The sequence below is a fragment of the Sphingobium sp. YBL2 genome, from assembly GCF_000943805.1.
GTDB lineage: Bacteria > Pseudomonadota > Alphaproteobacteria > Sphingomonadales > Sphingomonadaceae > Sphingobium > Sphingobium fuliginis.
In genome coordinates, this window is record NZ_CP010954.1 from 858,011 (window position 1) to 882,680 (window position 24,670).

Annotated in this window: 20 protein-coding genes; 13 read left to right on the top strand and 7 right to left on the bottom strand. The window is 64.7% G+C overall.

Going from position 1 to position 24,670, the window contains the following annotated elements; all coding sequences use genetic code 11:
* The first annotated feature begins 30 nt into the window (after positions 1 to 30).
* Genes TZ53_RS04130 through TZ53_RS04155 form a run of 6 tightly spaced genes read left to right on the top strand, consistent with a single transcriptional unit; the run spans position 31 to position 5,735 of the window.
* The gene (locus TZ53_RS04130) at positions 31 to 453 is read left to right on the top strand and encodes a Zn-ribbon domain-containing OB-fold protein (protein ID WP_044660520.1); all 423 of its coding nucleotides are present in this window, start codon (positions 31 to 33) and stop codon (positions 451 to 453) included.
* Positions 450 to 1,598 carry a thiolase family protein gene (locus TZ53_RS04135; RefSeq protein WP_044660521.1) on the top strand — a complete coding sequence of 383 codons (1,149 nt, stop codon included), beginning with the start codon at positions 450 to 452 and terminating at the stop codon, positions 1,596 to 1,598. Before TZ53_RS04130 ends, TZ53_RS04135 begins: the two co-directional genes overlap by 4 nt.
* Positions 1,599 to 1,602: 4 nt before the next feature.
* Positions 1,603 to 2,781: an acyl-CoA dehydrogenase family protein gene (locus TZ53_RS04140; protein WP_044660522.1), complete on the top strand. Its 1,179-nt coding sequence runs from the start codon at positions 1,603 to 1,605 to the stop codon at positions 2,779 to 2,781.
* 18 nt (positions 2,782 to 2,799) lie between these two features.
* Positions 2,800 to 3,975, top strand: coding sequence for an acetyl-CoA C-acetyltransferase (locus tag TZ53_RS04145; RefSeq protein ID WP_044660523.1), 1,176 nt, complete (start codon positions 2,800 to 2,802; stop codon positions 3,973 to 3,975).
* Between the two features lie 3 nt (positions 3,976 to 3,978).
* On the top strand, positions 3,979 to 4,977 hold the full coding sequence (locus TZ53_RS04150) for an acyl-CoA dehydrogenase family protein (protein WP_044660524.1): 999 nt from the start codon (positions 3,979 to 3,981) through the stop codon (positions 4,975 to 4,977).
* Between the two features lie 11 nt (positions 4,978 to 4,988).
* Positions 4,989 to 5,735, top strand: a complete 747-nt coding sequence (locus TZ53_RS04155) for an SDR family oxidoreductase (protein WP_044660525.1) — start codon at positions 4,989 to 4,991, stop codon at positions 5,733 to 5,735.
* 3 nt (positions 5,736 to 5,738) lie between these two features.
* On the opposite strand, the gene TZ53_RS04160 is transcribed toward TZ53_RS04155, so the two are convergent.
* From TZ53_RS04160 to TZ53_RS04175, 4 genes are all read right to left on the bottom strand, one after another.
* Complete coding sequence (locus TZ53_RS04160; protein ID WP_044660526.1) at positions 5,739 to 7,037, bottom strand: spinster family MFS transporter; 1,299 nt, start codon at positions 7,035 to 7,037, stop codon at positions 5,739 to 5,741.
* A 103-nt stretch (positions 7,038 to 7,140) separates the two neighbouring features.
* Positions 7,141 to 10,029, bottom strand: coding sequence for a TonB-dependent receptor plug domain-containing protein (locus tag TZ53_RS04165; RefSeq protein ID WP_044660527.1), 2,889 nt, complete (start codon positions 10,027 to 10,029; stop codon positions 7,141 to 7,143).
* A gap of 66 nt (positions 10,030 to 10,095) precedes the next feature.
* Complete coding sequence (locus TZ53_RS04170) at positions 10,096 to 11,178, bottom strand: phosphotransferase family protein (RefSeq protein WP_044660528.1); 1,083 nt, start codon at positions 11,176 to 11,178, stop codon at positions 10,096 to 10,098.
* A complete protein-coding gene (locus tag TZ53_RS04175; protein WP_044660529.1) occupies positions 11,175 to 12,356 on the bottom strand; it encodes an acyl-CoA dehydrogenase family protein in 1,182 nt (393 codons plus the stop codon). The genes TZ53_RS04170 and TZ53_RS04175 overlap by 4 nt, the downstream gene beginning before the upstream one ends.
* 238 nt (positions 12,357 to 12,594) lie before the next feature.
* Between TZ53_RS04175 and TZ53_RS04180 the strand changes: the two genes are divergently transcribed.
* From TZ53_RS04180 to TZ53_RS04210, 7 genes are read left to right on the top strand one after another with little or no spacing between them, the layout of a single operon-like run.
* Complete coding sequence (locus tag TZ53_RS04180) at positions 12,595 to 13,302, top strand: carboxymuconolactone decarboxylase family protein (RefSeq protein ID WP_044660530.1); 708 nt, start codon at positions 12,595 to 12,597, stop codon at positions 13,300 to 13,302.
* A gap of 42 nt (positions 13,303 to 13,344) precedes the next feature.
* On the top strand, positions 13,345 to 14,142 hold the full coding sequence (locus TZ53_RS04185; RefSeq protein ID WP_007682879.1) for an enoyl-CoA hydratase/isomerase family protein: 798 nt from the start codon (positions 13,345 to 13,347) through the stop codon (positions 14,140 to 14,142).
* 3 nt (positions 14,143 to 14,145) lie between these two features.
* Positions 14,146 to 14,484, top strand: a complete 339-nt coding sequence (locus TZ53_RS04190; protein ID WP_044660531.1) for an EthD family reductase — start codon at positions 14,146 to 14,148, stop codon at positions 14,482 to 14,484.
* On the top strand, positions 14,477 to 15,271 hold the full coding sequence (locus TZ53_RS04195; RefSeq protein WP_044660532.1) for an SDR family NAD(P)-dependent oxidoreductase: 795 nt from the start codon (positions 14,477 to 14,479) through the stop codon (positions 15,269 to 15,271). Before TZ53_RS04190 ends, TZ53_RS04195 begins: the two co-directional genes overlap by 8 nt.
* A complete protein-coding gene (locus TZ53_RS04200; RefSeq protein WP_044660533.1) occupies positions 15,249 to 16,790 on the top strand; it encodes a class I adenylate-forming enzyme family protein in 1,542 nt (513 codons plus the stop codon). Before TZ53_RS04195 ends, TZ53_RS04200 begins: the two co-directional genes overlap by 23 nt.
* A 1-nt stretch (position 16,791) precedes the next feature.
* The gene (locus TZ53_RS04205) at positions 16,792 to 18,861 is read left to right on the top strand and encodes a 3-hydroxyacyl-CoA dehydrogenase NAD-binding domain-containing protein (RefSeq protein ID WP_044660534.1); all 2,070 of its coding nucleotides are present in this window, start codon (positions 16,792 to 16,794) and stop codon (positions 18,859 to 18,861) included.
* Positions 18,858 to 19,874 carry an NADP-dependent oxidoreductase gene (locus TZ53_RS04210; RefSeq protein WP_044660535.1) on the top strand — a complete coding sequence of 339 codons (1,017 nt, stop codon included), beginning with the start codon at positions 18,858 to 18,860 and terminating at the stop codon, positions 19,872 to 19,874. The genes TZ53_RS04205 and TZ53_RS04210 overlap by 4 nt, the downstream gene beginning before the upstream one ends.
* A gap of 70 nt (positions 19,875 to 19,944) precedes the next feature.
* On the opposite strand, the gene TZ53_RS04215 is transcribed toward TZ53_RS04210, so the two are convergent.
* From TZ53_RS04215 to TZ53_RS04225, 3 genes are all read right to left on the bottom strand, one after another.
* Positions 19,945 to 20,808, bottom strand: coding sequence for an OmpA family protein (locus tag TZ53_RS04215; RefSeq protein WP_044660536.1), 864 nt, complete (start codon positions 20,806 to 20,808; stop codon positions 19,945 to 19,947).
* Between the two features lie 732 nt (positions 20,809 to 21,540).
* Complete coding sequence (rtcA, locus tag TZ53_RS04220; RefSeq protein ID WP_044660537.1) at positions 21,541 to 22,554, bottom strand: RNA 3'-terminal phosphate cyclase; 1,014 nt, start codon at positions 22,552 to 22,554, stop codon at positions 21,541 to 21,543.
* 471 nt (positions 22,555 to 23,025) lie between these two features.
* Complete coding sequence (locus TZ53_RS04225) at positions 23,026 to 24,255, bottom strand: RtcB family protein (protein WP_044660538.1); 1,230 nt, start codon at positions 24,253 to 24,255, stop codon at positions 23,026 to 23,028.
* Positions 24,256 to 24,670 lie beyond the last annotated feature (415 nt).

A 24,670-nucleotide genomic window follows, 5' to 3' on the forward strand; every position in this document is an offset into this window, starting at 1 on the left:
GGGCGCTATGTCTTCGGAAGGAGACAAGAGATGCCCGACACCCTGCCTGTTCCGATAGCCGACGGCCTCATCTGCCCCGAGACAGAGGGCAATGCGCTGTTTGCCTCCAGAGAGCGGGCAACCAATCGCCTGTGCTTTCCGGCGCGACCGGAAGACGACCCGCGCTACGAGCGCGTCCTGCTGCCGCGCACGGGCCGGCTCTGGTCGTGGACTATCCAGCGCTTCCGCCCCAAGTCGCCGCCCTATGCCGGCCCGGAAGCGTTCGAGCCCTATGCCGTGGGCTATGTCGATCTGGATGGAGCGCTGATCGTCGAGGGGCGTCTGGTCGATGTGGCGTTCGATGATCTGGCAATTGGCATGGCGATGCGCGTCGTGCCGCTGCCTTTCGAGATGACGGACGGAACGCTGCGCACCAGCTTCGGCTTCGCGCCGGACAAGGGGGTTGGGGCATGAGCGAAGACGTCTTCATCATCGGCGCGGGCATTCATCCCTTCGGCCGCACCCCTGGCCTTTCGGGCCTGCAGCAGGGCGTCTTCGCCGTCCGCCAGGCGCTCGAACGGGCGGGGTTGGCATGGCGCGATGTCCAGTTCGCCTTCGGCGGGTCGGACGCCGCCGGCAATGCGGACACGATGGTGTCGGAGCTGGGGCTTACCAGCATTCCCTTCATCAACGTCGCCAACGGATGCGCGACTGGCGGTTCGGCCATGTTCGGCGCCTACAGCACGATCAAGTCCGGCGAGTTCGATCTGGGCCTCGCGGTAGGTTTCGACAAGCACCCGCGCGGCTCTTTCTCGCCTCTTCCAGCGGATTGGGGGTTGCCGGACTGGTATGGCGAGACGGGGCTGATGCTGACCACCCAGTTCTTCGCCATGAAGATTCAGCGCTATATGAGCCTATACGGCATCACCCCGCACACGCTGGGCGCTGTCGCCGAAAAGGCCTTTGCCAACGGCGTTCTGGCCGATCATGCCTGGCGGCGCGAGGCGGTCGATATGGACACCATCCTCCATTCGCAGATGGTCAGCGACCCGCTCACCAAATTCATGTTCTGCTCGCCGGGCGAAGGCGCGGTCGCACTGTTGCTGGCGAGCGGCAGGAAGGCGCGCGAACTTGGACTGCCTGCGGTAAGATTGCGTGCCGCGGCCGTCCGCACCCGGCCCCCCGGTTCGTTCGAGGTCTTTTCGCCAGCGCTTGATCTGGAGCGTGGCGGCTCGCCCACCAGCGTCGCGTCTCAGGCGGCCTACGACATGGCGGGCGTCGGCCCCGAGGACATCGACATAGCACAGCTTCAGGACACGGAGGCGGGAGCCGAGATCATGCACATGGCGGAGAATGGCTTTTGCGCCGATGGTGAGCAGACCGCATGGATCGCTGAGGGCCGCACGCGGATCGACGGCAGCCTGCCGGTCAACACAGATGGCGGGTGCCTTGCCTGCGGGGAGCCGATCGGCGCATCGGGGCTTCGTCAGGTCTATGAGAATTATGTGCAGTTGATCGGGCAGGCGGGCGCACGACAGGCGCCGGGCAGGCTGCGCCTCGGTTACAGCCACGTTTATGGCGCACCGGGCGTCTCCGCCGTCGCCATCGTGGAGCGCTGACGCCATGGACCTGGCGCTTGGCCCAGAACAGCATGCGTTCCGCGAGGAGGTGCGCGCTTTCCTCGCCGCGTCGCTTTCGCCCGCGCTTCGGCGCGGGGCCGCACTGACATCCGGTGTCTTCGCTGAACCCGACATCGCACGCGAATGGCAGGCGATATTGGAAGCGAAGGGATGGCTCGTCTATCACTGGCCGGACCATGCGGGCGGGCCGGGATGGACGCCGGTCCAGCGCTGGATTTTCGAAAAGGAATGTGCGGAGGCAGGCGCGCCGGTCCTTCCCGGCATGGGCCTGAAGCTGGTGGGGCCGGTGCTGTACACCTATGGCACCCCGGCGCAGAAGGATCATTATCTCCCGCGCCTCCGCTCGGCTGAACATGTGTGGGCGCAGGGTTTTTCGGAACCCGGTTCCGGCTCCGACCTTGCAAGCCTGCGCACCCGCGCCGTGCGCGATGGCGATCATTATGTCGTGTCGGGGCACAAGATCTGGACCACGCAGGCGCAATATGCGAACTGGCTCTTCGCCCTGATCCGGACCGACCCGCATGTGAAGCCGCAGCAGGGCATCAGCTTCCTGCTGATCGACATGGCGCTGCCCGGCGTGATGGTGAAGCCGATCCTCAGCGCATCGGGCGATCACGAACTGAACGAGGTCTTCCTCGATGAAGTACGGGTGCCGGTCTCGGACCGTGTCGGCGACGAAGGGCAAGGCTGGTCGATCGCCAAGTTCCTGCTGGAGAATGAGCGCGGCGGATCGAGCTTCGCGCCGGCGATCCTGGCTGATCTTGCCCGGTTGCGGACATCGACAGGGCCGCTGACCGGCGAACTGGCGGATCGCGCTCTCCGGCTCCAACTGGAGGCGGAAGCGCTGGAGATGACAGAGCTTCGGACGCTGATCGAGATCGAGCATGGCGCCGCGCCCGACCCGCGCAGCCTGACCACCAAGCTGCTGGCGTCCGAAATCCGGCAGGGCGTTGAGGCGCTGGCGGTGGACGCCTTCGGCCTCGCCGGTCTTCAACTGCCGGTCGAGCGTCCCTTCTACGGCGACGACATGCCCGCTCCGGTCGGTTCGGCGCAAGCGCAGGTCGCGGCTGCCCGCTACCTCAACGCCCGCGCCTGGTCGATCTTCGGCGGCACCAGCGAAATCCAGCTCACCCTGATCGCGAAGGCCGCGCTCGGCCTTTAGACACAAGAAGGATGCATCATGCCTGAAGCCTATATCGTTTCCGCACGCCGCACCGCCGGTGGCCGCCGCAACGGCCGGCTTGCCGGGTGGCACCCCGCCGATCTTGGCGCCCTCGTGCTGGACGCGCTGGTCGCCGATGCGGGCGTTGATCCGGCCGCGATCGATGATGTGATCATCGGTTGCGTCAGCCAGGTGGGCGAGCAGACCTTCGCCTTCGGCCGCAACATCGTGCTCGCGTCCAGCCTGCCCGACAGCGTGCCGGCGGTGACGATCGACCGGCAGTGCGGCTCGTCCCAGCAGGCGGTGCATTTCGCGGCGCAGGCGGTCATGTCGGGCCTTCAGGACATCGTGATCGCAGGGGGCGTCGAAAGCATGACGCGCGTGCCGATGGGTTCCCCCATCACATTGGCGAAAGCGGGCGGCATCGGCGCCAATCCTTTCTCCGAGGCGATCCAGAAGCGTTATGGCGTGGAGATGTTCAGCCAGTTTCAGGGCGCGCAGATGATCGCCGACAAATATGGCTTCACCCGCGACGATCATGACCGGTTCGCGCTCGCCAGCCACCGGAAGGCGGCGGCGGCCATGGATGCGGGCGCCTTTGACAGGGAGATCGTGCCGGTGCCCATCGTCACGGCGGAAGGGGAGCAGGCCATCCACGACCGAGACGAAGGGGTCCGCGCCGATGCGTCGATGGAGTCGATCGGTTCGGTCAAGCTGCTGGGCGAGGGCGGCACGCTGTCCGCGGCGACCGCAAGCCAGATCTGCGACGGCGCGAGCGGCGTACTCGTTGCTTCCGAAGCGGCCGTCAGGGCGCATGGCCTGACGCCCATCGCCCGCATCGTCAACCTGGCGGTCACGGCGGGCGATCCGGTCATCATGCTGGAAGAGCCGATCCCGGCGACGCGGCGGGTTCTCGATCGGGCCGGCATGTCGATGAAGGACATCGACCTGTTCGAAGTGAACGAAGCCTTCGCGTCGATCCCCATGGCATGGATGAAGGCGCTCGACGCGGACCCGGCGAGGTTGAACGTCAACGGGGGCGCGATTGCGCTTGGCCATCCGCTCGGCGCGACCGGCACGAAGCTGATGGCGACGCTCATCCATGCGCTCAAGGCGCGGGGCCAGCGCTACGGCCTTCAGACCATGTGCGAGGGCGGCGGCATCGCCAACGCCTCGATCATCGAGGTGCTCTGAGCCATGAACCTCGCGCTCAGCGATGAGCAGGCGATGGTCCGCGACATGGTCCGCCGCTTTCTGGCTGACCGCTATGACGCGGCGACCATGGCGAAAGGGCCGATGTCTCCCGACGACTGGCGCGCATTGGGGGAACTCGGTCTTTTCGCCCTGCTGGCGCCGGAGCAGGCAGGCGGCCTGGGCGGCGGCGCGGTGGAGGTGATGATTGTCTCCGAAGAGATGGGGCGCGCCCTTGCGATCACGCCACTGACCGAAGCCGTTCTGCTCTGCGGCCGGGCGATCGCTGGTGATCCTGTGGCCCGGCGCTGGGGCGACAGGCTGATGCAAGGGGAGGCTCTGCTCGCATTTGCGCCGGGAGGTGCGATGACGGACGGAAGGCTCTGCGGATCGGGGGGCATCGTCCGGGACGGCATGGATGCCGACGCCTTTGTCGTGGAGACGGAAGCGGGCGCGCTTCTGCTGATCGATGGGCAGGACAGCGGCGTCCGCAGGATGCCGGTTCGTCTGGTCGACGGCAGCATGGCAGCCCATGTGCGATTCGATGCGGTGCATGCCGTGCCGCTCACGATTCCGGGGAGCGCGTGGGCAGAGGCTCAAGCCCTGGCCGGCCTGTCGATCGTCGCCGAACTGGTCGGCGCGATGGCGACCTTGCTTGACCTGACCGTCGATTATGTCAGGCAGCGCCACCAGTTCGGCAAGCCGATCGCGAGCTTTCAGGTCGTGCAGCATCGCTGCGCCCGGATGTACACCTGGCTGGAGCAATCCCGATCTTTGCTTTTGAAATCGGCCCTGGCCGAGGAGGAAGAACGGGTCCGGGCCGTGACGGCAGCAAGGGCCTATATTGGCGACGCTGCCTTGAAGCTCGCGGAGGAGGCGGTGCAGTTGCATGGCGGCATGGGTGTGACCGATGAACTTGCGGTCGGGCGTGGGCTGCGGCGCGTGCTGCTGCTGTCGCGTCTCCATGGCGGTGGAACCGCCGCCCGTGCCGCCCTGGCGGCCTGAAGGGATCGGCCATGGCGAAGAAGGGCAGGGTTGAGGGGAAGGTCGTCCTCGTGACCGGCGCGGCGCAGGGGCTGGGCAAGGCCGACGCCGAAGCGTTGGCGCGCGAGGGCGCGCGGGTGGTCGTCGCCGATGTCGACGAGGAGGAGGCGCAACGGGTCGTCGAGACGCTTCCGGCAGCGATGGCGCTCCGCCTGGACGTGACGAGCGAAGCGCAATGGCAGGCCGCGTTGACGAAGATCATGCGGGCGCATGGCCGGCTCGATGCGCTGGTCAACAATGCGGGCATTGCCGCCTTCGAAACCGTCGAGCAGTCGTCGCTGGAGGCATTCCGCCGCGTGATGGCCGTTTCGGCGGAAGGGACGTTTCTGGGATGCAAGACCTGCCTGCCGCCGCTGGCGGCCAGCGGGGCGGGATCGATCGTCAACATCGCGTCCGTGGCCGCGATCCGGGGCAATCCGGCGGTGTTCGCCTATAGCGCGGCCAAGGGCGCCGTACTCTCCATGACGCGCAGCCTGATCGTGCATTGCCAGCAGCAGGACTATCCGGTTCGCGCCAATGTGGTTCTCCCCGGCTCGCACGATACGCAGATGGTTCGCGAGGCCTATCGCTTCGCCGCGCCCGGATTGCGCGAAGCCGCCCAAAGGCATGAGGGGCAGCCGGAGCATGTCGCCGACCTGGTCCTGTTCCTGGTGTCGGACGAGTCCGCCCGGCTGAACGGGGCGGAAATCGTGATCGACAATGGCCGGACGGTGGCGTGAGACTCACTGCCGTTTGAGATCGTCCGCGTAGAAGCGGGATGCCCAGGCGATGCTGCCGGCGCCCGCGAGCGAGAACAGCACCACAGCCGAAAGCGCGTAACGCAGCGATGTGTCGTGCATCCCATCCGCCGCCGCCAGATAATCGCTGAGGAACCCCGTCACCGCCGGCCCCAGACCGAGTCCGAACAGATTGAAGACCAGCAGGGTCACGGCCGACGTAAGTGCCCGGATGCGCGGCGGAACGACGGACTGTGGGACGCCTATGATCGGGCCATAATAGAAGAACATCAGCATGGTCGCGATAAAGCCGAACGCCAGCGACGCGGTCAGCGAAGGAATCAGGAACTGGACCAGCGCGGCGGGCACCATCAGGAGCATCGCGGCGGCGCTCACCCAGACGCGGCCCGCCGGATCGCGCGATCCCGCCGCGTCCGACAGGCGGCCGCCCAGATAGATGCCGATGCCGCCGCCCAGCCCGTTCATCAGCGCCAGCCAGGAGGCGACGTCGGCAAGCGGCATGTGGTGGACGCGCATGTAGAAGGGCGCGGACCAGCTCATCATCGCATATTGGGCGAAGGCGTGAAGGGTCGTGCCGATCAGCATGTAGCGATAGGTCCGCAACCGCCACAGGAAGCGCATGGCTTCGCCGAGGGGCGGCGCCTTTTCCGTTCGGATCGAAGGGTCTGATCCCGTCCGCGCAGGCTCCCGCACGAGCAGCAGGACGATCGGCGCCAGCGCCAGCCCCGCGACGCCGATCACCCCGAAGGCAAGACGCCATCCCAGCGCCGAGGCGATCCAGCCGCCCGACGCATAGCCGAGCATGATCCCGGCCGGGAGCGCCAGTCCCCACAGGGCAAGCGCCGTCACCCGTTTTTCGGGCGGGTAGTAATCGGCGATGATGGAATGGGAAGCCGGCACGGAACCCGCTTCTCCCAGCGCGACGCCGATGCGGAAGGCTACCAGAGAGCCAAAACCGGTCGCCAGGCCCGATAGCGCCGTCATGCCGCTCCAGGTGGCGAGCGAGGCGGCGATGATGTTGCGGCGATTGAAGCGATCCGCCAGACGCGCGATCGGAAGGGACAGCGTCGCGTAGAACAGCGCGAAGGCAAGGCCGGTCAGCAGTCCGAGCTGGCCGTCGCTTAGCCCCAGTTCGCGCTTGATCGGTTCCTGAAGCACCGACAGGACCGTGCGATCGATATAGTTGAACATCGAAACCAGGCCCAGCATGACCAGCATCGTACGGCGCAACCCGGCGGCGGAGGTCGTCGGCGGGGCGGTGAGTCCGATGGGAGGGCTGTTCATGCGTTTACCTTTTGAATGGCTCCGGGATTGAAGGGAGGCCCGCTTTGGGCGAGCCTCCCCGGACTATCGAACTTCCCTTGCGGGCAGTCCGTTCGGCAATCCATCAGAACTTGAAACGGACCCCCGCCGTGAGCGTGCGCCCGGCGACGTTGTAGAGCGTGAACAGGGTCGGATAGAGAAGGCCCGGCGCGGCGGCTGCGGCGACCAGCGGCGGCTTGCGGTCGAACAGGTTCGTGGCCGTCACGAACAGTTCCGGCTCCCCGCGCACGTCGAACTTATAGGATGCCGTGGCGTCGGTGTAGAAGACCGGCTTGATCGCCGGGACCGCATAAAAGGACGTCGGATCGTTCTTGAGGTTGCCGATGGTCACCTTGCCGATCATCGATTCCTGCACGAACAGGGTGAGGCCCCCATTGGTGTAATTGGCGCTGAGCGTGCCCCTGAACTTGGGATAGGCATAGCCGGTCTGGCTGTTGACGCCATGGCCGGCATAATCGATCACCGGCGCGATGGAATTGGTCTGCGTCTTGTACCGGTCCAGATAGTTGGCGAAGGCGCGCAGGGTGAGTTCGCCATCGCCCAGCTTGGTCCGGTACGACATGGTGATGTCGAGGCCGCTGGTGCGCAGGAAGCTGATATTCTGCGTGATGAGGCTCACCGAAATCGGATAGTTGGCGGCCGACCGGTCGCTGAACGGCAGCGGCCTTTCGATAAGGGCGCAGGTCGGCGACGTGCCGTTCGACGTTTCGCACTCGTTGACGACATCGTTCAGCCCTTGCGTGGCGATGGCGCCCTTGATCTTGAGGTCGTAATAATCGACAGAAACGTCGAAGCCGGGCAGGAAACTGGGGCTGAGGACCACGCCCGCCGCGAACGTGTCGCCGGTTTCGGGATCGAGGTCGGGGTTGCCGCCGCTGAATTGACGGATCGAACCCGGCTGGCCGGTGTGAGGGTCGTTGAAGTTCACCGGCGCAGTCTGAACGCCCGCGAACAGTTCGAACAGCGAGGGCGCGCGAATATCGCGCGAGCGCGTGACGCGGAACATCACGTCCTGGATCGGCTTGTAGACCGCCCCGACCTTCCAGGTCTTGACGCTTCCGCTGGTGCTGTAGTCGGTCAGGCGGAAAGCGCCGTTGAGGCTCAGCTCCTCGGCGAAGGGTTGGCCCTTGAATACCGGAACCTGCGCTTCGGCAAACACTTCCTTCACGTTCAGCTTGCCGAAGGCCGAGCCGACATTGGTGTTGTTGAAGCGGGTCATGCGATTGGCCGGAATGCCCCGCAGCCCGGTGAAGTCCACCGGCACGGCGGGATCGGAATTGGACGTCAGGTCCAGCTTCTGCTTGCGATATTGCCCGCCAATGGCGACCGTGACCGGGCCTGCCGGAAGCTCGAAAAGATCCCCGCGCGCCGACAGGACGAAGTCGTCGGTCGTGTTCATGGCGCGGTAACGGGATACGCCAAGGACGGTTTGCAGATCGGCGGACGTGGGCGTTCCCGCGCCGAAGACATTGAGCGGCGTGCACCCCGGATAGAGTCCGGGATTGGTCAGCGTAACGCGGCAGACGATCAAATTGTTCGGACCGCGAACCGCGTCCAGCGCCGCTGCCAGCTTGGGAATCTCGACCTGCGTCTGGGCGAATTTGGTGACGGACTTGCCATGGGTGTAGTCGGCGGTGACGTTCCATCCGCCAAGGTTCCATTCAAGGCCGCCGTTGATGAGATAGGCATTGGTCGCCTCCCGCGTCGGGATCGGCCCCTGCTCACCGATGAAGCGGAAGACGGTGAAGCTGTCATTCGGCCCCATTTGCGCCTGGACCGCCGGGTTCAGGAAGGCGTTGCCGCTGAAGAAGCGGAAGCCGAGTACGGACTGGGCCTGCGTATCGTAGCTGGTGACGCTGCGCGAGTAGCTGCCCTGGACATGCGCCGTCAGCCCGTCCGTCAGGTCGTAGGCCAGGCGGCCAAAGCCCTGTGTCGTCGTCAGCGGCGCGATCAACTGGTTGAAGCCGGGAATATAAAGGCCGTCGCCGCCCACATTGGTGCCCGGCGTACCAGTGGCTGTGCCGCGCTGGATGGGCCGCACCGCGCCGCCCGGCAGGAAGATATTATTGGTGAGCGAGGGCACGGTGCTCGTCAGGATGATGCCGTTATTATAGTCGTTGGTCGTGAAACGCAGGTTCGGCAGGAAGATGAACGGGTTTGCCTCGCGGCCCGGTGCGGCGGTCGACCCGGGGACCGAACCCACGGCCGCATAGGCGTCGTCACCATAGATGCGCGCGCTGCGCTTGATGCCATCGCTGTGAAAACGCTCGACCGAGGCGAGGATATGGCCGCGATCGCCCGCAAAGCTGAGGCCCCCCGCAATGCCGATGCGATAGTTGCCGAGGTCGCCGCGGGTCGATACGCCGCGCTGCGCGACGCCCTTCACGCCTTCGAACTTCTTGTCGAGGACGAAGTTGACCGCGCCGCTGACAGCGTCGGAGCCGTAGACCGCCGATGCGCCGCCGGTCACGACGTCGACGCGCTGGATCAGCAGTTGCGGAATCGTGTTGACGTCCACCGCGCCGCGGAATGTCGTGGGCGGCACGCGGATGCCGTCGAGCAGGATCAGCGCCCGCGTCGGGCCGACGCCGCGCAGGTTGAGCAGATTGCCATGCTCGCCGCTATTGCCCTGCAACTGGCTGTTCGACTGCGGGCTGACCGAGTTGGCGAATTGCGGCAGCTTGTTGATCGCATCGGCAAGGTTGGTGGGGGTCGCCTTCTCCAGCTCCGTGGTGGGCGCGACGGTGACGGGCGTCGGCTGGTTGTAGCCGTCGCGCACGACGCGCGTTCCGGTAACGATGATGTCTCGCGTGGAAGGCGCGGCGGCATCCTCCGCCGACTGCGGTTCGGTCGTCGCCGTCGCCGCCGTTTGCGCATGGGCCGGCACGATGATCCCGGCAAACGCGCATCCCGAAAGAAGCGCCAGTCGGCCAATCTTGAACCTTGTCATCATCTCTCTCCCTCTGATTAGGGCCATTTTGTCTTTCGCCCTGAAATCTCGTTTCATCCTGTCAGAAGATCAGACTGCGCCGGCCTCCCGCGCCGCCAGCCAGGCGGCCTTGGCGAGTGGTTCGATCCGTGTGACGATGTCGGCGGCATTGCTTGCGGTCTGCACGCCGTCGCGCGCCCGGCCGGCGATGCCCTGCAGAATGGCGGCCACCCGGAACAGGTTGAAGGCGCGATAGAAAGGATGCGTCGGATCGCCGCGAAGGCCGGTCCGCTCGCAATAGCGGCGGGCGTAATCTTCGGCCGTGGGAATGCCGAGCGCGGCAAGATCGGCGCCGCGCAGGGTTCCGCGCACGTCCACGCCCTCCGGCCTGAACCACTCCATCATATGGTAGGTGAGGTCGCCGAGCGGATTGCCCAGGGTCGACAACTCCCAGTCTATGACGGCGGATACGCGCGGCTCGGTCGGATGGACCAGCAGGTTGTGGAAGGAATAGTCGCCATGGATGATCGTGGTGCGCTCTTCCGTGGGCGGGATCGCGCCGGGCAGCCAGTCTATCAGCCGGTCCATCTCCGGGATGTCGCGGGTGCGCGACGCATCATATTGCCGCGACCAGCGGGAAATCTGCCGCGCGAAATAATTGCCCGGCTTGCCATAGTCGGAGAGCCCGAGCGCCGCGAAGTCGACCAGATGCAGGCGGGCAAGCGTTTCATTGGCGGAGTCATAGATCGCGGCGCGCTCCGCACGGTCTAGGCCCGGCATAAGCGGGTCCCAGAAACTGCGCCCCGGAACGTAGCGCATCACATAGAAGATGCTGCCGATGACATCCTCGTCCTCGCAAAGCAGCAGCGGTTCGGCGACGGGCAGGCCGGCTTCGTGCAGGGCCATGGTGATGCGATATTCGCGATCCACCGCATGGGCGGATTTCAGCAAAACGCCCGCCGGCTTGCGCCGCAGGACATAGCTTTGGTCCCGCGTCGACAGAAGGAAGGTCGGGTTGGACTGTCCGCCCTCGAACCGCTGGACGCGCATGGGTCCGGAAAAATCCGCGATCCGACCCGCCAGATAAGCGGCAAGTCGGGCTTCGTCGAACGCACTGTTGACGGCGACATCGACCGTCGAGCCGATCGTCGCGGCAGGCTGCGCGGCGCTCACGACGCTGCGCCTTCCGCATATTTGGCGAGTTCCATCCGGGCGAGCTGGCGTTCATGAACCTCGTCGGGCCCATCGGTCAGCCGCACGATGCGGGTGTTCGCCCAAAGCTCCGCCAGGCCGAAATCGTCGCTGACGCCGCCGCCGCCATGCGCCTGTATCGCGTCGTCGACGATCTGCTGCGCCATTTTCGGTGCGGCGATCTTGATCATCGCTATTTCGGCGCGGGCGGCCTTGTTGCCGACCGTATCCATCATATGCGCGGCCTTCAGGCACAGCAGGCGCGCCATCTCGATCTCGCAACGGGCGCGGGCGATCCGTTCCTCCCAGACCGAATGTTCGGCGATGACCTTGCCGAAGGCCCGTCGCGAAAGGAGGCGCCGGCACATCTTTTCCAGCGCGACTTCCATCGTCGCGATGTTGCGCATCGTGTGGTGGATGCGCCCGGGACCAAGGCGGCCCTGCGCGATCTCGAAGCCGCAGCCTTCGCCCAGCAGCATATTCTCCGCCGGCACGCGCACATTCTCCAGCGCCACCTCGAAATGGCCGTGCGGCGCATGATCGTAACCGAAGACGGGGAGGTGCCGCACAAGCGTCACGCCCGGCGTGTCGCGCGGCACCAGGATCATCGATTGCTGCCGGTAGGGCGCGGCGTCCGGATCGGTCTTGCCCATGACGATGAAGAAGTCGCAGCGCGGATGGCCCGCTCCCGACGACCACCATTTCCGGCCGTTGATGACATAGTCGCTTCCGTCGCGGCGAATGTCGGTCTGGATGTTCCGCGCGTCGGATGAAGCGACGGCCGGTTCGGTCATCAGGAAGGCGGACCGGGTCTGGCCGTCACGCAGCGGCACCATGAAGCGCTGCTTCTGCTCGGCCGTGCCATAGCGATGCAGCACCTCGAAATTGCCGGTGTCCGGCGCCATGCAGTTGAACACCTCGCTGGCGAAGGAAATCCGGCCCATCAGTTCGGCGATCGGCGCATATTCGACATTGGTGAGGCCGACGCTGGTGAAAAATTCATCGTCATGCTCAGATGGCGGCATGAAGATGTTCCACAGCCCCGCCTCCCGCGCCTTGTCCTTGAGTTCGTCGAACACGGGCGGGATTTCGGTCCAGCGATCGATCGCGGCGGACTGTTGGTGATAGACCGGAACGGCAGGAACGATGTGCTCCTCCATGAACGCCCTTACGCGCTCCATCCATTCCCTGGATTTGGCCGACTGTTCGAAATCCACGCATCCGCTCCAATTACGCCGCCGGATTCGAGCCGGCCTGCTCCCGTTCTAATACTCACCCGACCGATCGGTCGAGCGATAAGTAGTCGACCGACTGGTCGGCTGTCAAACTGGTCAGGGAAGAAATTTTTGGTTGACGCCCGACCAGTCGGTCGATCATCTGGACCGAGGAGAGCAAGCGATGACGAATAGCCCAATCATGGATGTCGCCCTGTTGCAGGGCTATGCGCCGTACACGCTTGCAGGATATGATATTTTCCGATCCGTGATCGAGTCGGACGGCGCGGTGCCGGCTCGCCTGAAAGCGCTGTTCGCGGCGGTGGCTGCCGTCGATCGCCGCCATCTGCCCCTTGCGCGCCGGGAACTGGAACGCGGCGTGAAGCTTGGCCTGACCGCCAAGGAGGCGACCGCAGGCCTTATCGTGCTGTCCAGCCTTCGCGGCGAGGCGGCGGCGCTCGATTTCGCGCAGCTCATCGAGGGCAGTTTTGGCGACGCCCAGGCGCCGGAGCCGCAACCCCTGCCCATGGCGGCGGAGGGAGAGGCGGAGGCCAATTTCCGGGCTTATTGGGCGGGGAGCATCCCCGCGCCGCTCGGCGCGTTGATGCGCCTCGTGCCCCAGGCTGCGGACGCCTATTATCTCATGCGGCGAGGCAGCATCGACGCCAACCCGCTCTCGCCCAAATATGGCGAACTGCTTCTGCTCGCCATATTGGCGGCGGGATACAGCCCCATGGCCGCGACCCATGTGCGCGGCGCGCGCAATGCAGGCGCGAGCGACGAGGAAATTGCCGAAGCGGTGCTCTGCGCCATTCCGTCGGCGGGGATCGCCGCCTGGATGGCCGTGGGCGGCATGCTTGCCCCGCCCGAAGAAGGCGGCATCGCCCGCTGAAAACGACCGATCTTTTCACATCTTTGCCAAGGAGAGAGTTACATGGAACCGGAAAAGGACGTCATCCAATATGAAGTGGCCGACAACGGCATCTGCACGATCTGGCTCAACCGTCCCCATGTGAAAAATTGCGTGAGCCCCCAGCTCCTGCGCGATCTTGAAGCGGCGGTGGACAAGGCGGCCGAGGACGATTCGGTGCTGGCCGTCGTGTTCCGCGGTCGCGGCCACACCTTCTGCGCCGGTGCGGATCTCGGGCAACTGGTGGGTCCGGTGCTGCACGAGACCAGCACCTCGCTTCAGCTCGCGATCGACTCCGCGCGCACCTATGACAAGATCTACAACATGAAAAAGCCGACCATCGCCTGCGTCGAGGGCTATGCCGTCGCCGGCGGGTTCGAACTCTTCATCTCCTGCGATTTCGGCATTGCCGCCGACGACGCCAAGATCGGCGACTTCCACATCCGCCGCGCCTTGTTCGGCGGCGCTGGCCCGATCTATCGCCTGCCGCGCTATATCGGCATGCGCAAGTCGAAGGAGCTGATGCTGACCGGCAAGCTCTTGTCCGGCAAGGAATGCGTCGAATGGGGCCTGTGCAACGCCTCGGCGCCCAGCGATCAGCTCGAGCAGTTGATCCAGGATTTCTGCGCGCCGCTGATCGACAAGAGCCCCTTCTGCATGTGGATGACCAAGATGGCGGTCAATCGCGGCATGGACGCCGACACCAACTCGCTCATCACGCTGGAGACGATGACCTGCAACGTGGTGCATCACTCCGCCGATGCGAAGGAAGGCGTCGCGGCCTTCCTCGAAAAGCGCCAGCCGGTCTGGACGGGCAAGTAAGCCATGGCGGTCAGCATGGTCGTCCTGGCCAGCCGGCCGCAGGACTGGACGCACGAGCAGTTCACCACCTGGTGGCGCGGCCCGCATGCCGACGCCGCCAGGATACTGCCCGGGCTGATAGCCTATCGGCACGGTGCGGTGACGAAGGATTATGACAATCCGCAAGCACCGGGCTGGGACGGCCACGCCGTGCTGACCTTCGCCGATCAGGCGGCGCTCGACGCCGCCTTCGCCTCGCCCGAATGGAAGGCGGCGACCGCCCAGACAAAGGGCATGGGCGGTCGCCGCATCATCCTCATCACCGATGAGGTCGATCTGCTTGCCGGAGACGATCATGGCTGACTGGAACCCCGGCTTCACCGCTGCCCAATTCCGCCTCGACGGCAAGCGCGCGCTCATAACCGGCGGACGCGGCGCGCTGGCCGAAGCCATGGCCGCAACGCTGGCGGACCTGGGCTGCGCCGTCGCCCTTGCGTCCCGCACGGAGGCCGACTGCGCCGATCTGGCGGCCGGCATAGCCGAGCGGTTCCGGGTTCCGGCTGTCGGCCTTTCCTGCAATATCGCCGACGAGGCGTCGGTGGAGGCGGCGGTCGCGGGAACGGTCGATCGGCTGGGCGGGCTCGACATCCTCATCAACAATGCAGGCGCCTCCTGGTGGGGTCTGCCGCAGGACATCCCGCTCAAGGGCTGGCAGAAGGTGATGGACGTCAATGTGACCGGCACCTTCCTCGCCTGCCGCCACGCCGCGCGCCACATGATCGCGGCGGGCGGCGGCGCCATCGTCAATATCGCGTCGGTAGGCGCATTCCTGTCCTATCAGCCGGACGCCGGGCAGGTCGTTCCCTATACCACCAGCAAGGCGGCAATCGTTCACCTGACCAGCGATCTCGCCGCCCAATGGGCCGGGCACAATATCCGCGTCAACGCCATCGCGCCCGGATCGATCGAGACGGGGATGACAGAGACGCTCGATCCCGCCATTCAGGAAAAGACGCGGGCAGGCATATTGATGCGCCGCTTCGGCCGCCCGGAAGAAGTGGCAGGCACGCTCGCCCTGCTGGCGTCGGACGCGGGCAGTTTCATCACCGGTCAGACCTTCCTGGTCGATGGAGGGCAATCCCTTGCCTGAAGAGCAAAGCCATCCGGCGTTCGAATGGGATGCCGAGCGGCTCTGGCCGCAATTCGCCCGCCTTGCCGACGCTGAACCGGACGCGCTTGCCCTGGCGGATTGCGATGATCGCCTGTGGAGCCGGGAGGAGTTGCGGGAGCAGGCGGTGGAGATCGCGGCTCTGCTGAAGGCGGTAGGGGTCGAGCGGGGCGACCGCGTCCTCGTCACCGCGCATAAAAGCCCTGCGACGATCGCGACGGCGCTTGCCATATCATCGCTGCAGGCGACCTTCTGCCCCGTATCGCCAAAGCTCGGAGCGGGCGACCTTGCCTCGCTCGAATCCTCGCTCGGCCATGCCGCCAAGGTGAGCGGCGCCGGCAGCGCCCCGCCCGATATTTTCGCTGCTATCGGCGGACGATCGAGCGACCCCCGCGATCGCGACACCGCGCTCATCGGCTTCACCTCCGGCAGCACCGGCGTCCCCAAGGGGGTGATGCATGGCCCCGAAGCCCTGAACTACGCGACCCGCGCCTGCGCGGCCATTGCGGGTCTGCAACCGGATGACGCGATCCTGGGCATCGTCCCGCTCGACAGTGCGCCCGGCTTCACCTTCACGGCGCATTTTGCGTTGTCTTTGGGGCATCCGCTGGTGCTGGTCGACCCTTGGGTGCCGGCCGAAGCGCTGCGGCGGGCCGAACGCTATGGATGCGGCTGGGCGATCGCGGTGCCGACGCATCTTTTCACGATGGTGGAGGCGGCGCGGCTTGGCGAATGGACCGGCCGCCTGCCGCTTCGCGCCATGGCGGTGGGCGGCAGCGCGATGACGCCGGAACTGATCGAGGACGCCGACCGGCTGCTCGGCCTCAAGGCGCTGCGCATGTTCGGCATGTCCGAATGCATGGGCCATGCCTCCACCCATCCGTCCCATTCGCTGGAGCGTCGTCAGCTGTTCGACGGCATCCCCTTTCCCGGCACGCAGGAGGAGGCGTTCGACGCCGATCTGCGTCCCCTGCCGCGCGGCAGCCGGGGGCAGGCAGGCGTGCGCGGCCCCTCGCTGTTCCTGGGCTATGCGCAGGGCATGGGGGCGGGGCAGGAGCGCATGACGCCCGACGGCTTCTACCTGACCGGCGACGAGATCGTCCGCGATCAGGACGGCTTCGTGCGCGTAGTCGGCCGCATCAAGGACCAGATCATTCGGGGCGGCTTCAACATCGATCCGGCCGAGGTGGAGGCAGCCCTGCTGCGCCATCCCGCCGTCGCTGAGGTGGCGGTGGTGGCCGTGCCCGAACGCAAGCTGGGCGAACAGGCCTGCGCCGTCTGCCGGCTGCGCACGGATGACGGGCGCATCGACCTGTCCGCCCTGCTCGACCACCTCTCCCAGCAGGGCCTGTCCCGCAAGAAATGGCCAGAGCATCTGGTGCTGGTCGAGGCGATGGCCGTCACCGCCACCGGCAAGCTCGACAAGAAGGCGATGGCCGCCATCGCCGTGGAGGAGGTCGCCCGCAGGCGCGCGGCGCCGCCCACCAGACAGGACGCATGACATGAAGCAGACCGCAACCAGCGTCGTCACCGACGGCGTCGCCCTGATCACGCTCGACAATCCGCCGGTTAACGCGCTCTCGGCGTCCCTCCGTCAGGGATTGCAGGCCAAACTGGAGCAGGCGTTCAGCGATGGGGCGGTTGGCGCCATCCTGTTGCTCTGCGCCGGACGGACCTTCATCGCCGGCGCGGACATCACCGAATTCGGCCAGCCCTGGCAGCCGCCGTCCTTGCCCGACCTTTGCGCCATGCTGGACGACGCGCCCAAGCCCGTCATCGCCGCCATTCATGGCACGGCGCTTGGGGGCGGGTTCGAACTGGCGCTCTCCTGCCACTATCGGGTGGCGGCGCGGAGCGCGAAGGTCGGCCTGCCGGAGGTGCATCTGGGCCTGCTTCCCGGCGCGGGCGGCACCCAGCGCGTGCCCCGGATCGTCGGTGCGGAGGCGGCGCTCGAAATCATCACGTCCGGGCGGCAGATCAAGGCTGCCGAAGCCCTTTCGCTCGGGCTGGTCGACGCCGTGGTCGATGATGCGGCCTTGCAGGACGAGGCGCTGGCCTTCGCGCGCCGCATCGTGGCCGATGGCGGTGCGAAGCCGCGAATATGCGATCGGGCCGACGCGCTCCAGCGCGACCGGGATCGCCCGGAGCTGTTCACCGCCTTTGCCGCCGCAAACGCACGCCGGTTCAAGGGGTTCGTCGCGCCCGCCGCCATCATCGAGGCTGTCGAGGCAGCAGTGACCCTTCCATTCGATGAGGGGCTGGCAAAGGAAACCGCCCTGTTCGAGCGGCTGGTCGCCAGCCCGGAATCCGCCGCCCAGCGCCATGTCTTCTTCGCGGAGCGGGAGGCGGCCCGCGTTCCCGACATCGGCCCCGACATATCCGCGATCGACATCCGATCGGTGGGCGTCATCGGCGCAGGCACGATGGGCGGCGGCATCACGATGAACTTCCTGAATGCCGGCATCCCCGTTACGCTGGTGGAGACGAGCCAGGAGGCGTTGGATCGCGGCATCGCCACCATCCGCCGCAACTATGAGGCTACGGCCGCCAAGGGAAGGATGACGGCGGCGCAGGTGGAGCAGCGCATGGGCCTGATTTCGCCCAGCCTCGACCTCGCCGCGCTCGCCGACGCCGATCTCATCATCGAAGCCGTCTACGAGAGCATGGACGTCAAGACGGACATTTTCGCCCGGCTTGACCGGATCGCCAGACAGGGGGTGATCCTGGCGTCCAATACCTCTTTCCTCGACCTTGATCGCATCGCGGCGGCGACCAGCCGGCCCGAATGGGTCATCGGCCTCCACTTCTTCTCGCCGGCCAATGTCATGCGCCTGCTGGAGGTGGTGCGAGGGGCGGAGACGGCGAAGCCGGTGGTCGCCACGGCGATGCGGCTGGCCAAGCGGATCGGCAAGGTGGCGGTGCTGAGCGGCGTGTGCGACGGCTTCATCGCCAACAGGCTGCTGGCTCCGCGTGGCGCGCAGGCCGAAGCGATGATGCTGGAAGGCACGCCGATCGCGGAGATCGACCGCGTGCTTGTCGACTACGGCTTTGCCATGGGCCATTTCCAGATGATGGATCTGGTGGGCCTGGACGTCATCGGCCGGAACGCGACGGAACGCACCGTGATGGGCGATCTTGTCGCCGCCGGACGGCTGGGCCAGAAGCGCGGCGCGGGTTATTATGACTATGATGAGAAGCGGCGCTCGCGTCCGTCGGACGTGACTGGCAGCCTGATAAGCGAGGTGGCCGCGGCGCGAGGCGTCGCCCATGCGCCCACATCGGGCGACGAGGCGCTGCTTGCGCGGCTGCTCTATCCGGTCGTCAACGAAGGGGCGAAGATCCTGGAGGAAGGCATCGCGCTGCGCGCCTCCGACATCGATATAGCCGCCGTGCTGGGCTATAACTGGCCAGTCTATCGCGGCGGACCGCTATTCTGGGCCGATCAGGTCGGGTTGGACGGGATCGTGGCGGACATGCGCCGGCTGGCGGCGGTGCATGGCGAAACCTTCCGCCCCGCGCCGCTGCTCGTGCGGCTGGCAGAGACGGGGCGGCGGTTCGGCGACAGGGCGTGACCCTCAACCGCTCCTGGGTGCTTGCGCACAGGCCCGAAGGCGCGGTGCGCGCCAGCGACTTCGCCTATCGGGAGGAGCCGTTCGATACGCCCGCGCTGCAGGAGGGCGACATTCTCGTCCGCACGCGGATCATCTCCTGCGCGCCGACGATCCGCAACTGGCTGAACCCGCCCGAACGCAGCTATCGCGGCGCGATCGGCATCGGCGACCCGGTTCGGGGCATGGCGGCGGTCGAAATATTGGCGTCTCGTCATGCACGGTTTGAACCCGGGCAATGGGCTACGGCTGTGGCGCCCTGGCAGGACTATGCTGTTCTGCAGCCGGATAAGGCGGCCGTGCCCGTCACCACCCTAGAGACCGGCATCGATCCGGTCGACGCCATGACGCTGTACTCGCCCAACAGCCTGACCGCCTATTTCGGCCTCTTCGCGGTGGGGGAGCCGAAACCCGGCATGACCGTGCTCGTGTCCGGTGCGGCGGGATCGGTCGGTGCGATGGTGTGCCAGATGGCCCGCATCGCGGGCTGCCGGGTCATCGCGGTGGCGGGCGGTCCCGACAAATGTCGTTGGCTGAAGGAAGAAGGCGGTGCGGATGTGGCGATCGACTATCGCTCGGCCGACCTTCCTGCGGCTTTGAAGGAGGCCAGTCCCGACGGCATCAACATCTTTTTCGACAATGTGGGCGGGGACATATTGCAGGCGGCCGTCGACCGGATGGCGCCCCATGGCCGCATCGTGCTTTGCGGACAGTTGGCCGCCTATGATTCGAATAGCCCCGCCGCCGGCCCCCGGGATATGATGAAGCTGGTCTATGGACGGATTCGGATGCAGGGCTTTGTCGTCGGGGACTATGCCGACGATTATGCGTCCGCGATCGCATCGATACGACAGTGGGAAGCTGAAGGGCGGCTGCGCAATCGCTATGATGTGCGGGACGGGTTCGAGCGCATACCCGACGCCTTTGTCGACATTTTCAACGGGCGCAACGCCGGAACGCTGATCGTCCGGATCTAGATCTTCGCGCTTCGCGAGAGACATGGCCACATTCGAAAATCCGGGGTGGGCGGAACCCACCCCGCGCATCTCACAGTCCGTCAAGGCCCTTGCTGACTAGGATATTCACCGCGACCCGGCGGTTCTGCGCCTTGCCTTCGATGGTGTCGTTGCTCGCCACAGGGTCCGCTTCGGACATGCCGGTGGGCGTCAGCATGCGATAGGGTTTCCACCCGCACGCCTGCTGAAGATAATTGACGACGCGGCCGGCCCGCTTCTCGCTAAGCTCCTGGTTGAAATCCTCGTCTCCCGTGGAATCGGTGTAACCGACCACGAGCAGCAGGGCGTTGCTCATTCCCTCGGCAGTCGCCGCCGTGGCGCAGAGATCGTTCTTCGCCTGAGACGACAGCACCGCCTTGCCGGTGTCGAAATTCACGTTGGTCGTGCTTTTCACATTATATTGGTCGATCTCACCCATGCGGCCGCGCAGCGCCTCGGTCGCGGCAGTCTGTTCGTCGAAGCGCTGGGCCGTGCCATTGTGGATCATGGACGCGGTTTTCAGATCCTTGTTCTGGAGATTGATATGGCTGGCCACGAGCCCGCCGCCCGACTGCAACGTCTTGACGGTGACCGGCAGGCCGTTCAGCAGCGAGGTTGCGGCAAGTTTGCTGCGGTTAAGGCCGAAAAAGCCCTTGCTGGCGGTAATCCGGGTGGCATCGTCGATGGCGACGACGGATTTGGTGCCGTCTGCCGCCGTGACCTGCATCTTGTCGCCGCTGCGCGCGGAAATGATGCCCTTTATCTCTGGGCCTTCCGACTTTTCGGCGGGCAGATAAGCGGTCGCAGAGACATCGGCCGACGGTGGGTCCTGCGTCTGCGCAGCCAGGCTGGCCGATGCCCCGGACAGCAGGGCAAGCAACAAGAGACATTTGGGGCTTCTGGAAATCACACTCATCACGCTACTCCTCCAAGCTTCGATAGTCGGGCCTGCAATGCCGCAGCTTTTCGTCCGACTGCCGTCTGCGTGATGGCGTATTCGGCTGTCAGAACCCCCTCCATTGTCCTTCCTAAGATGTGCGGCATGACGCCGCGCAGCTTCTGCCTGTTGAGAATGACCTTTCTGGTACATGAACAGGCTGGATCAGTCAGCTAGTTGAAGAGGCAATTGGAGCACATCCTGCGACGAACCGAAATCAATGGATGCCGCGCGGAAGAGCATTGCTGAAGTAGATATAGGGAATAGAGTGCTGAGTTCAGTTCTTCATCAATAGACGTTCGGCCAAACCGAAATCTGGACTGATTTCAAAGGCTAAATCTTGCAGTCAGGATTTTATCTTTTGGAAACACTGATTTGCACTCCGCTGGGATGAATGTCGCCGGGAATGATCAGGCTGCCCGGTGACGCACCTTGTCTTGATACCATCAATGTGAGGAAAAGGTGGCGGAGACGGAGGGATTATTATCTATATCTTAAGTAATTGATATAAAATCTAATTTATTATCCAAATCCAATTTTACCAATCCGTTTCCCACATTCCTGTGAAGAACAGCTTCAATCGACATGTATACTTATAAAAAATAGACACTGACATGTCCACCGTAACCTGCACATATCCCCAGGCGTCTGGTTCATATTTTTTCTTCAGAATCACGCTATGGCTGGCACACTATTGGGTGTGCGTCAGCCCTATCTGATCTCCATCAGGTGCGACCCGTCCCCCGCCGGTTCGAAAGCGCACCGGCGCTCAAGAAACAGCGCAATCACGTCACTGGCTGTCAAGCTATGCTGGCTCGGCTTGACGGTCGTGAACCTTCCGTCACCTGCGAGCGCAAAAGGCAGCAGGAGTTGGTCTGCCAAATAGGGGCCTGCAAAGGCCCTCGATTCGAGGAAACCGAGCATTCGGCCTACCGCCCGCTTCGCCACACGTTCAGCTGGTACACCCAGTTCCCCGAAACCGCTGACGATCTCGCTACCATGTTCGAAGCGAGCCTCGAGCAACAGGATATTGCCCGGCCCCTGGTCCTCCGGCAGTTCCCGCACGAAGCATTCCCGATCATTCCATCCAAGTCCCTGCTGCGCCGCCTTGATTTCCCGCTTGGCAATATCGAACGGCAATCCCGCGAAATAGGCGCAAGCGCTTCGATCCAGCAGTTGCCCCCGCTCGATGCAATCGACGGGAGCAAGCGGGGCCGGGGCGATATCGATCTCGATCCGGCCGCCACCGCGCGGGTAGAAGCCATGGCGGACAAGCTTTGCCTCGACGCGCGGCCCCATGCGGTTGATGACCGGAAGGAAGACCTTGCTGATGAAATCGAACGGCGGAGCCAGCATGTTGTGCGTGCCGCCTTCCAACACCAAGCGTGAAGACCTGCCGGCGAGAATCAGGGGCATGAGAACGGTCTGCAGGACGAGACCCGTGGAACCGGCCGTCCCCACTGCAAAATGATAGTCTCCCGGAATCACGCGCCCCGGCCGGAAGGTCAGTTCGGACGATCCGACGCTCAATCCTTCACAACTGGCGTTGCCAATGGCGCAAGCCGCTTCGATAGCCGTCACATGCTGGCGCATCAGGCCAGGCTTGGAGCGACGGGCACGGACATTGGTGATGCGGACAGGTTCTCCAGTGAGGAGCGAAAGCGCGCACGAATTGCGAACGACCTGCCCTCCGCCTTCGCCCTTCGATCCATCGATGGTGATCATTTCAGTTCGATCCAATAAGTCTGTTTCGGTTCAGGAACAAAAACATGGTCCGTCCAGCAGTCGGCCATTAACGTGCCAACCTCCAGTCCACATCCACGGCATTGCTGATTGGGTCCACTGTACCCGCTGGGACCACAGCATCCATTGAGACGGCAGGCGTCGTCCACATCTTCCACCCGACCAGCGACATCGAGCGGGTTGAGCCAATATTGCGGCACGAACTGTAACGGTGGCCTATTGCCGGGATCGTCGCTCGACACCATCGGTTCTACCGAGAGAATCGCGCTTCCCGGCTCTGTAAGTGGCTTGCACTCATAGCCTGACCACACGCGGCCAGCCGGATATCCGGCCGACAATATGTCGATGGGCCCCGACAAAGAGGCATGGCATTGGGCACAGAATAGCTGCTGTGGCACGACTGACCCTTCTGGAATAGTTCTCACGGAGAAGGGTAGGCGATCATTGCCTACCTTACCCCTTCACGCACACGACCTGTTTCAACGTATGGACGATCTCCACCAGATCGGCCTGCGCCGCCATCACTGCTTCGATCGGCTTGTAGGCCTTGGGCGTTTCGTCGATGACGCTCTCGTCCTTGCGGCACTCGACGCCCGCGGTGTCGGCGATATGCTCGTCGAGCGAGACCAGCTTCTTGGCCTGGGTGCGGGACATCACGCGCCCTGCGCCATGGCTGCAGCTCTCGAACGATTCCACATTGCCCAGACCGCGCACGATGAAAGACTTCGCACCCATCGAACCCGGGATGATGCCCATCGTGCCCTTCGCCGCGCGCACCGCGCCCTTGCGGGTCACGAGCACATTCTGGCCGAAATGGTTCTCACGGCGAACATAGTTGTGATGGCAGTTCACCGCCTCCAGTTCGGCATCGAATGGCTTGGTGATCTGGCCACGCAGCGCCCGGATCACATTGGTCATCATCATCCGGCGGTTCAGCGCCGCGAAGTCCTGCGCCCACTCGACCGCCTCCACATAGTCGTCGAAATGATCGGTCCCTTCCGGGAAGTAGGCCAAATCCTCATCGGGCAGGTTGATGAACCACTTGCGCATGTCCTGCTTGGCCAGTTCGATGAAGAAGGTGCCAATCGCATTCCCTACGCCGCGCGAACCCGAGTGGAGCATGATCCACACGCGCTGCTCGGTATCGAGGCACAGCTCGATGAAGTGGTTGCCCGTCCCCAGCGTCCCCAGATGGGTGAGCTGGTTCGTGTTCTTGAACCGCGGATATTTGTCCGTGATCCGGTCAAAGCGCTCCACGAGTGTCGCCCAGGCCGCGACGATCTCGGCCGGCGGGGCACCCCACGAGCCATGATCGCGCTGGCCGCGGCCGACCGACCGGCCATGCGGCACCGCCTGCTCGATCGCCGAGCGGATGCCTTCCAGATTGTCCGGAAGGTCGCTCGCCATCAGCGAGGTGCGCGCCGCCATCATGCCGCAGCCGATATCGACACCCACAGCTGCCGGGATCACCGCTCCCTTGGTCGGGATCACCGAGCCAACGGTCGCGCCGATGCCGACATGCACGTCCGGCATGGCCGCCACATGCTTGAACACGAAGGGCATCTGCGCCGCCTTGCGGAGCTGCTCATGCGCCTTATCGTCGACCGGCACGCCGCGTGTCCACAGCTTGATCGGCTTGCCGCCCTCGACGTGCTGAATATCGTAAGTCCTGCTCTCGGTCATCGTGACCTCCCTTATATAATCATGGTGCCGGCGACGAGGTTTGGCGAGACATCCCGGGCGAACCCGGGGCAGAGTCGAACCGCTCGACCTTTCGGCCTTTACCCATGTAGTCCCGCCGGCATTCGCCAGCTTGAATTCGATGCCATGGCGACCAGGTTTTGACAGACGTCTCTCCGCTCTTGCGAACGGTCCCTGTTCTACCGTTAAACTACGGACCGATTGGACGGTCCGGCGGGATTCGAACCCGCATCAGGGGCGTGATAGGCCATGTAGTCCGTCAGGCATTCGCCATGGTTTTGTGTTTCCGGTCACGGCGACGAGAAGTGAGAAAGACCGCCCCGAGGGACTGGCGCTCTACCCAACTGAGCTACTGCATCGTTGCCGATACAGGCGGGACTTGAACCCGCGACAACCA

Excerpts from the sequence above, each read along its gene's own strand:
- TZ53_RS04130 (WP_044660520.1), top strand. The coding sequence starts at position 31 with ATGCCCGACACCCTGCCTGTTCCGATAGCCGACGGCCTCATCTGCCCC.
- TZ53_RS04135 (WP_044660521.1), top strand. The coding sequence starts at position 450 with ATGAGCGAAGACGTCTTCATCATCGGCGCGGGCATTCATCCCTTCGGC.
- TZ53_RS04140 (WP_044660522.1), top strand. The coding sequence starts at position 1,603 with ATGGACCTGGCGCTTGGCCCAGAACAGCATGCGTTCCGCGAGGAGGTG.
- TZ53_RS04145 (WP_044660523.1), top strand. The coding sequence starts at position 2,800 with ATGCCTGAAGCCTATATCGTTTCCGCACGCCGCACCGCCGGTGGCCGC.
- TZ53_RS04150 (WP_044660524.1), top strand. The coding sequence starts at position 3,979 with ATGAACCTCGCGCTCAGCGATGAGCAGGCGATGGTCCGCGACATGGTC.
- TZ53_RS04155 (WP_044660525.1), top strand. The coding sequence starts at position 4,989 with ATGGCGAAGAAGGGCAGGGTTGAGGGGAAGGTCGTCCTCGTGACCGGC.
- TZ53_RS04160 (WP_044660526.1), bottom strand. The coding sequence starts at position 7,037 with ATGAACAGCCCTCCCATCGGACTCACCGCCCCGCCGACGACCTCCGCC.
- TZ53_RS04165 (WP_044660527.1), bottom strand. The coding sequence starts at position 10,029 with ATGATGACAAGGTTCAAGATTGGCCGACTGGCGCTTCTTTCGGGATGC.
- TZ53_RS04175 (WP_044660529.1), bottom strand. The coding sequence starts at position 12,356 with ATGGAGGAGCACATCGTTCCTGCCGTTCCGGTCTATCACCAACAGTCC.
- TZ53_RS04180 (WP_044660530.1), top strand. The coding sequence starts at position 12,595 with ATGACGAATAGCCCAATCATGGATGTCGCCCTGTTGCAGGGCTATGCG.
- TZ53_RS04185 (WP_007682879.1), top strand. The coding sequence starts at position 13,345 with ATGGAACCGGAAAAGGACGTCATCCAATATGAAGTGGCCGACAACGGC.
- TZ53_RS04190 (WP_044660531.1), top strand. The coding sequence starts at position 14,146 with ATGGCGGTCAGCATGGTCGTCCTGGCCAGCCGGCCGCAGGACTGGACG.
- TZ53_RS04195 (WP_044660532.1), top strand. The coding sequence starts at position 14,477 with ATGGCTGACTGGAACCCCGGCTTCACCGCTGCCCAATTCCGCCTCGAC.
- TZ53_RS04200 (WP_044660533.1), top strand. The coding sequence starts at position 15,249 with ATGGAGGGCAATCCCTTGCCTGAAGAGCAAAGCCATCCGGCGTTCGAA.
- TZ53_RS04205 (WP_044660534.1), top strand. The coding sequence starts at position 16,792 with ATGAAGCAGACCGCAACCAGCGTCGTCACCGACGGCGTCGCCCTGATC.
- TZ53_RS04215 (WP_044660536.1), bottom strand. The coding sequence starts at position 20,808 with ATGAGTGTGATTTCCAGAAGCCCCAAATGTCTCTTGTTGCTTGCCCTG.
- rtcA (WP_044660537.1), bottom strand. The coding sequence starts at position 22,554 with ATGATCACCATCGATGGATCGAAGGGCGAAGGCGGAGGGCAGGTCGTT.
- TZ53_RS04225 (WP_044660538.1), bottom strand. The coding sequence starts at position 24,255 with ATGACCGAGAGCAGGACTTACGATATTCAGCACGTCGAGGGCGGCAAG.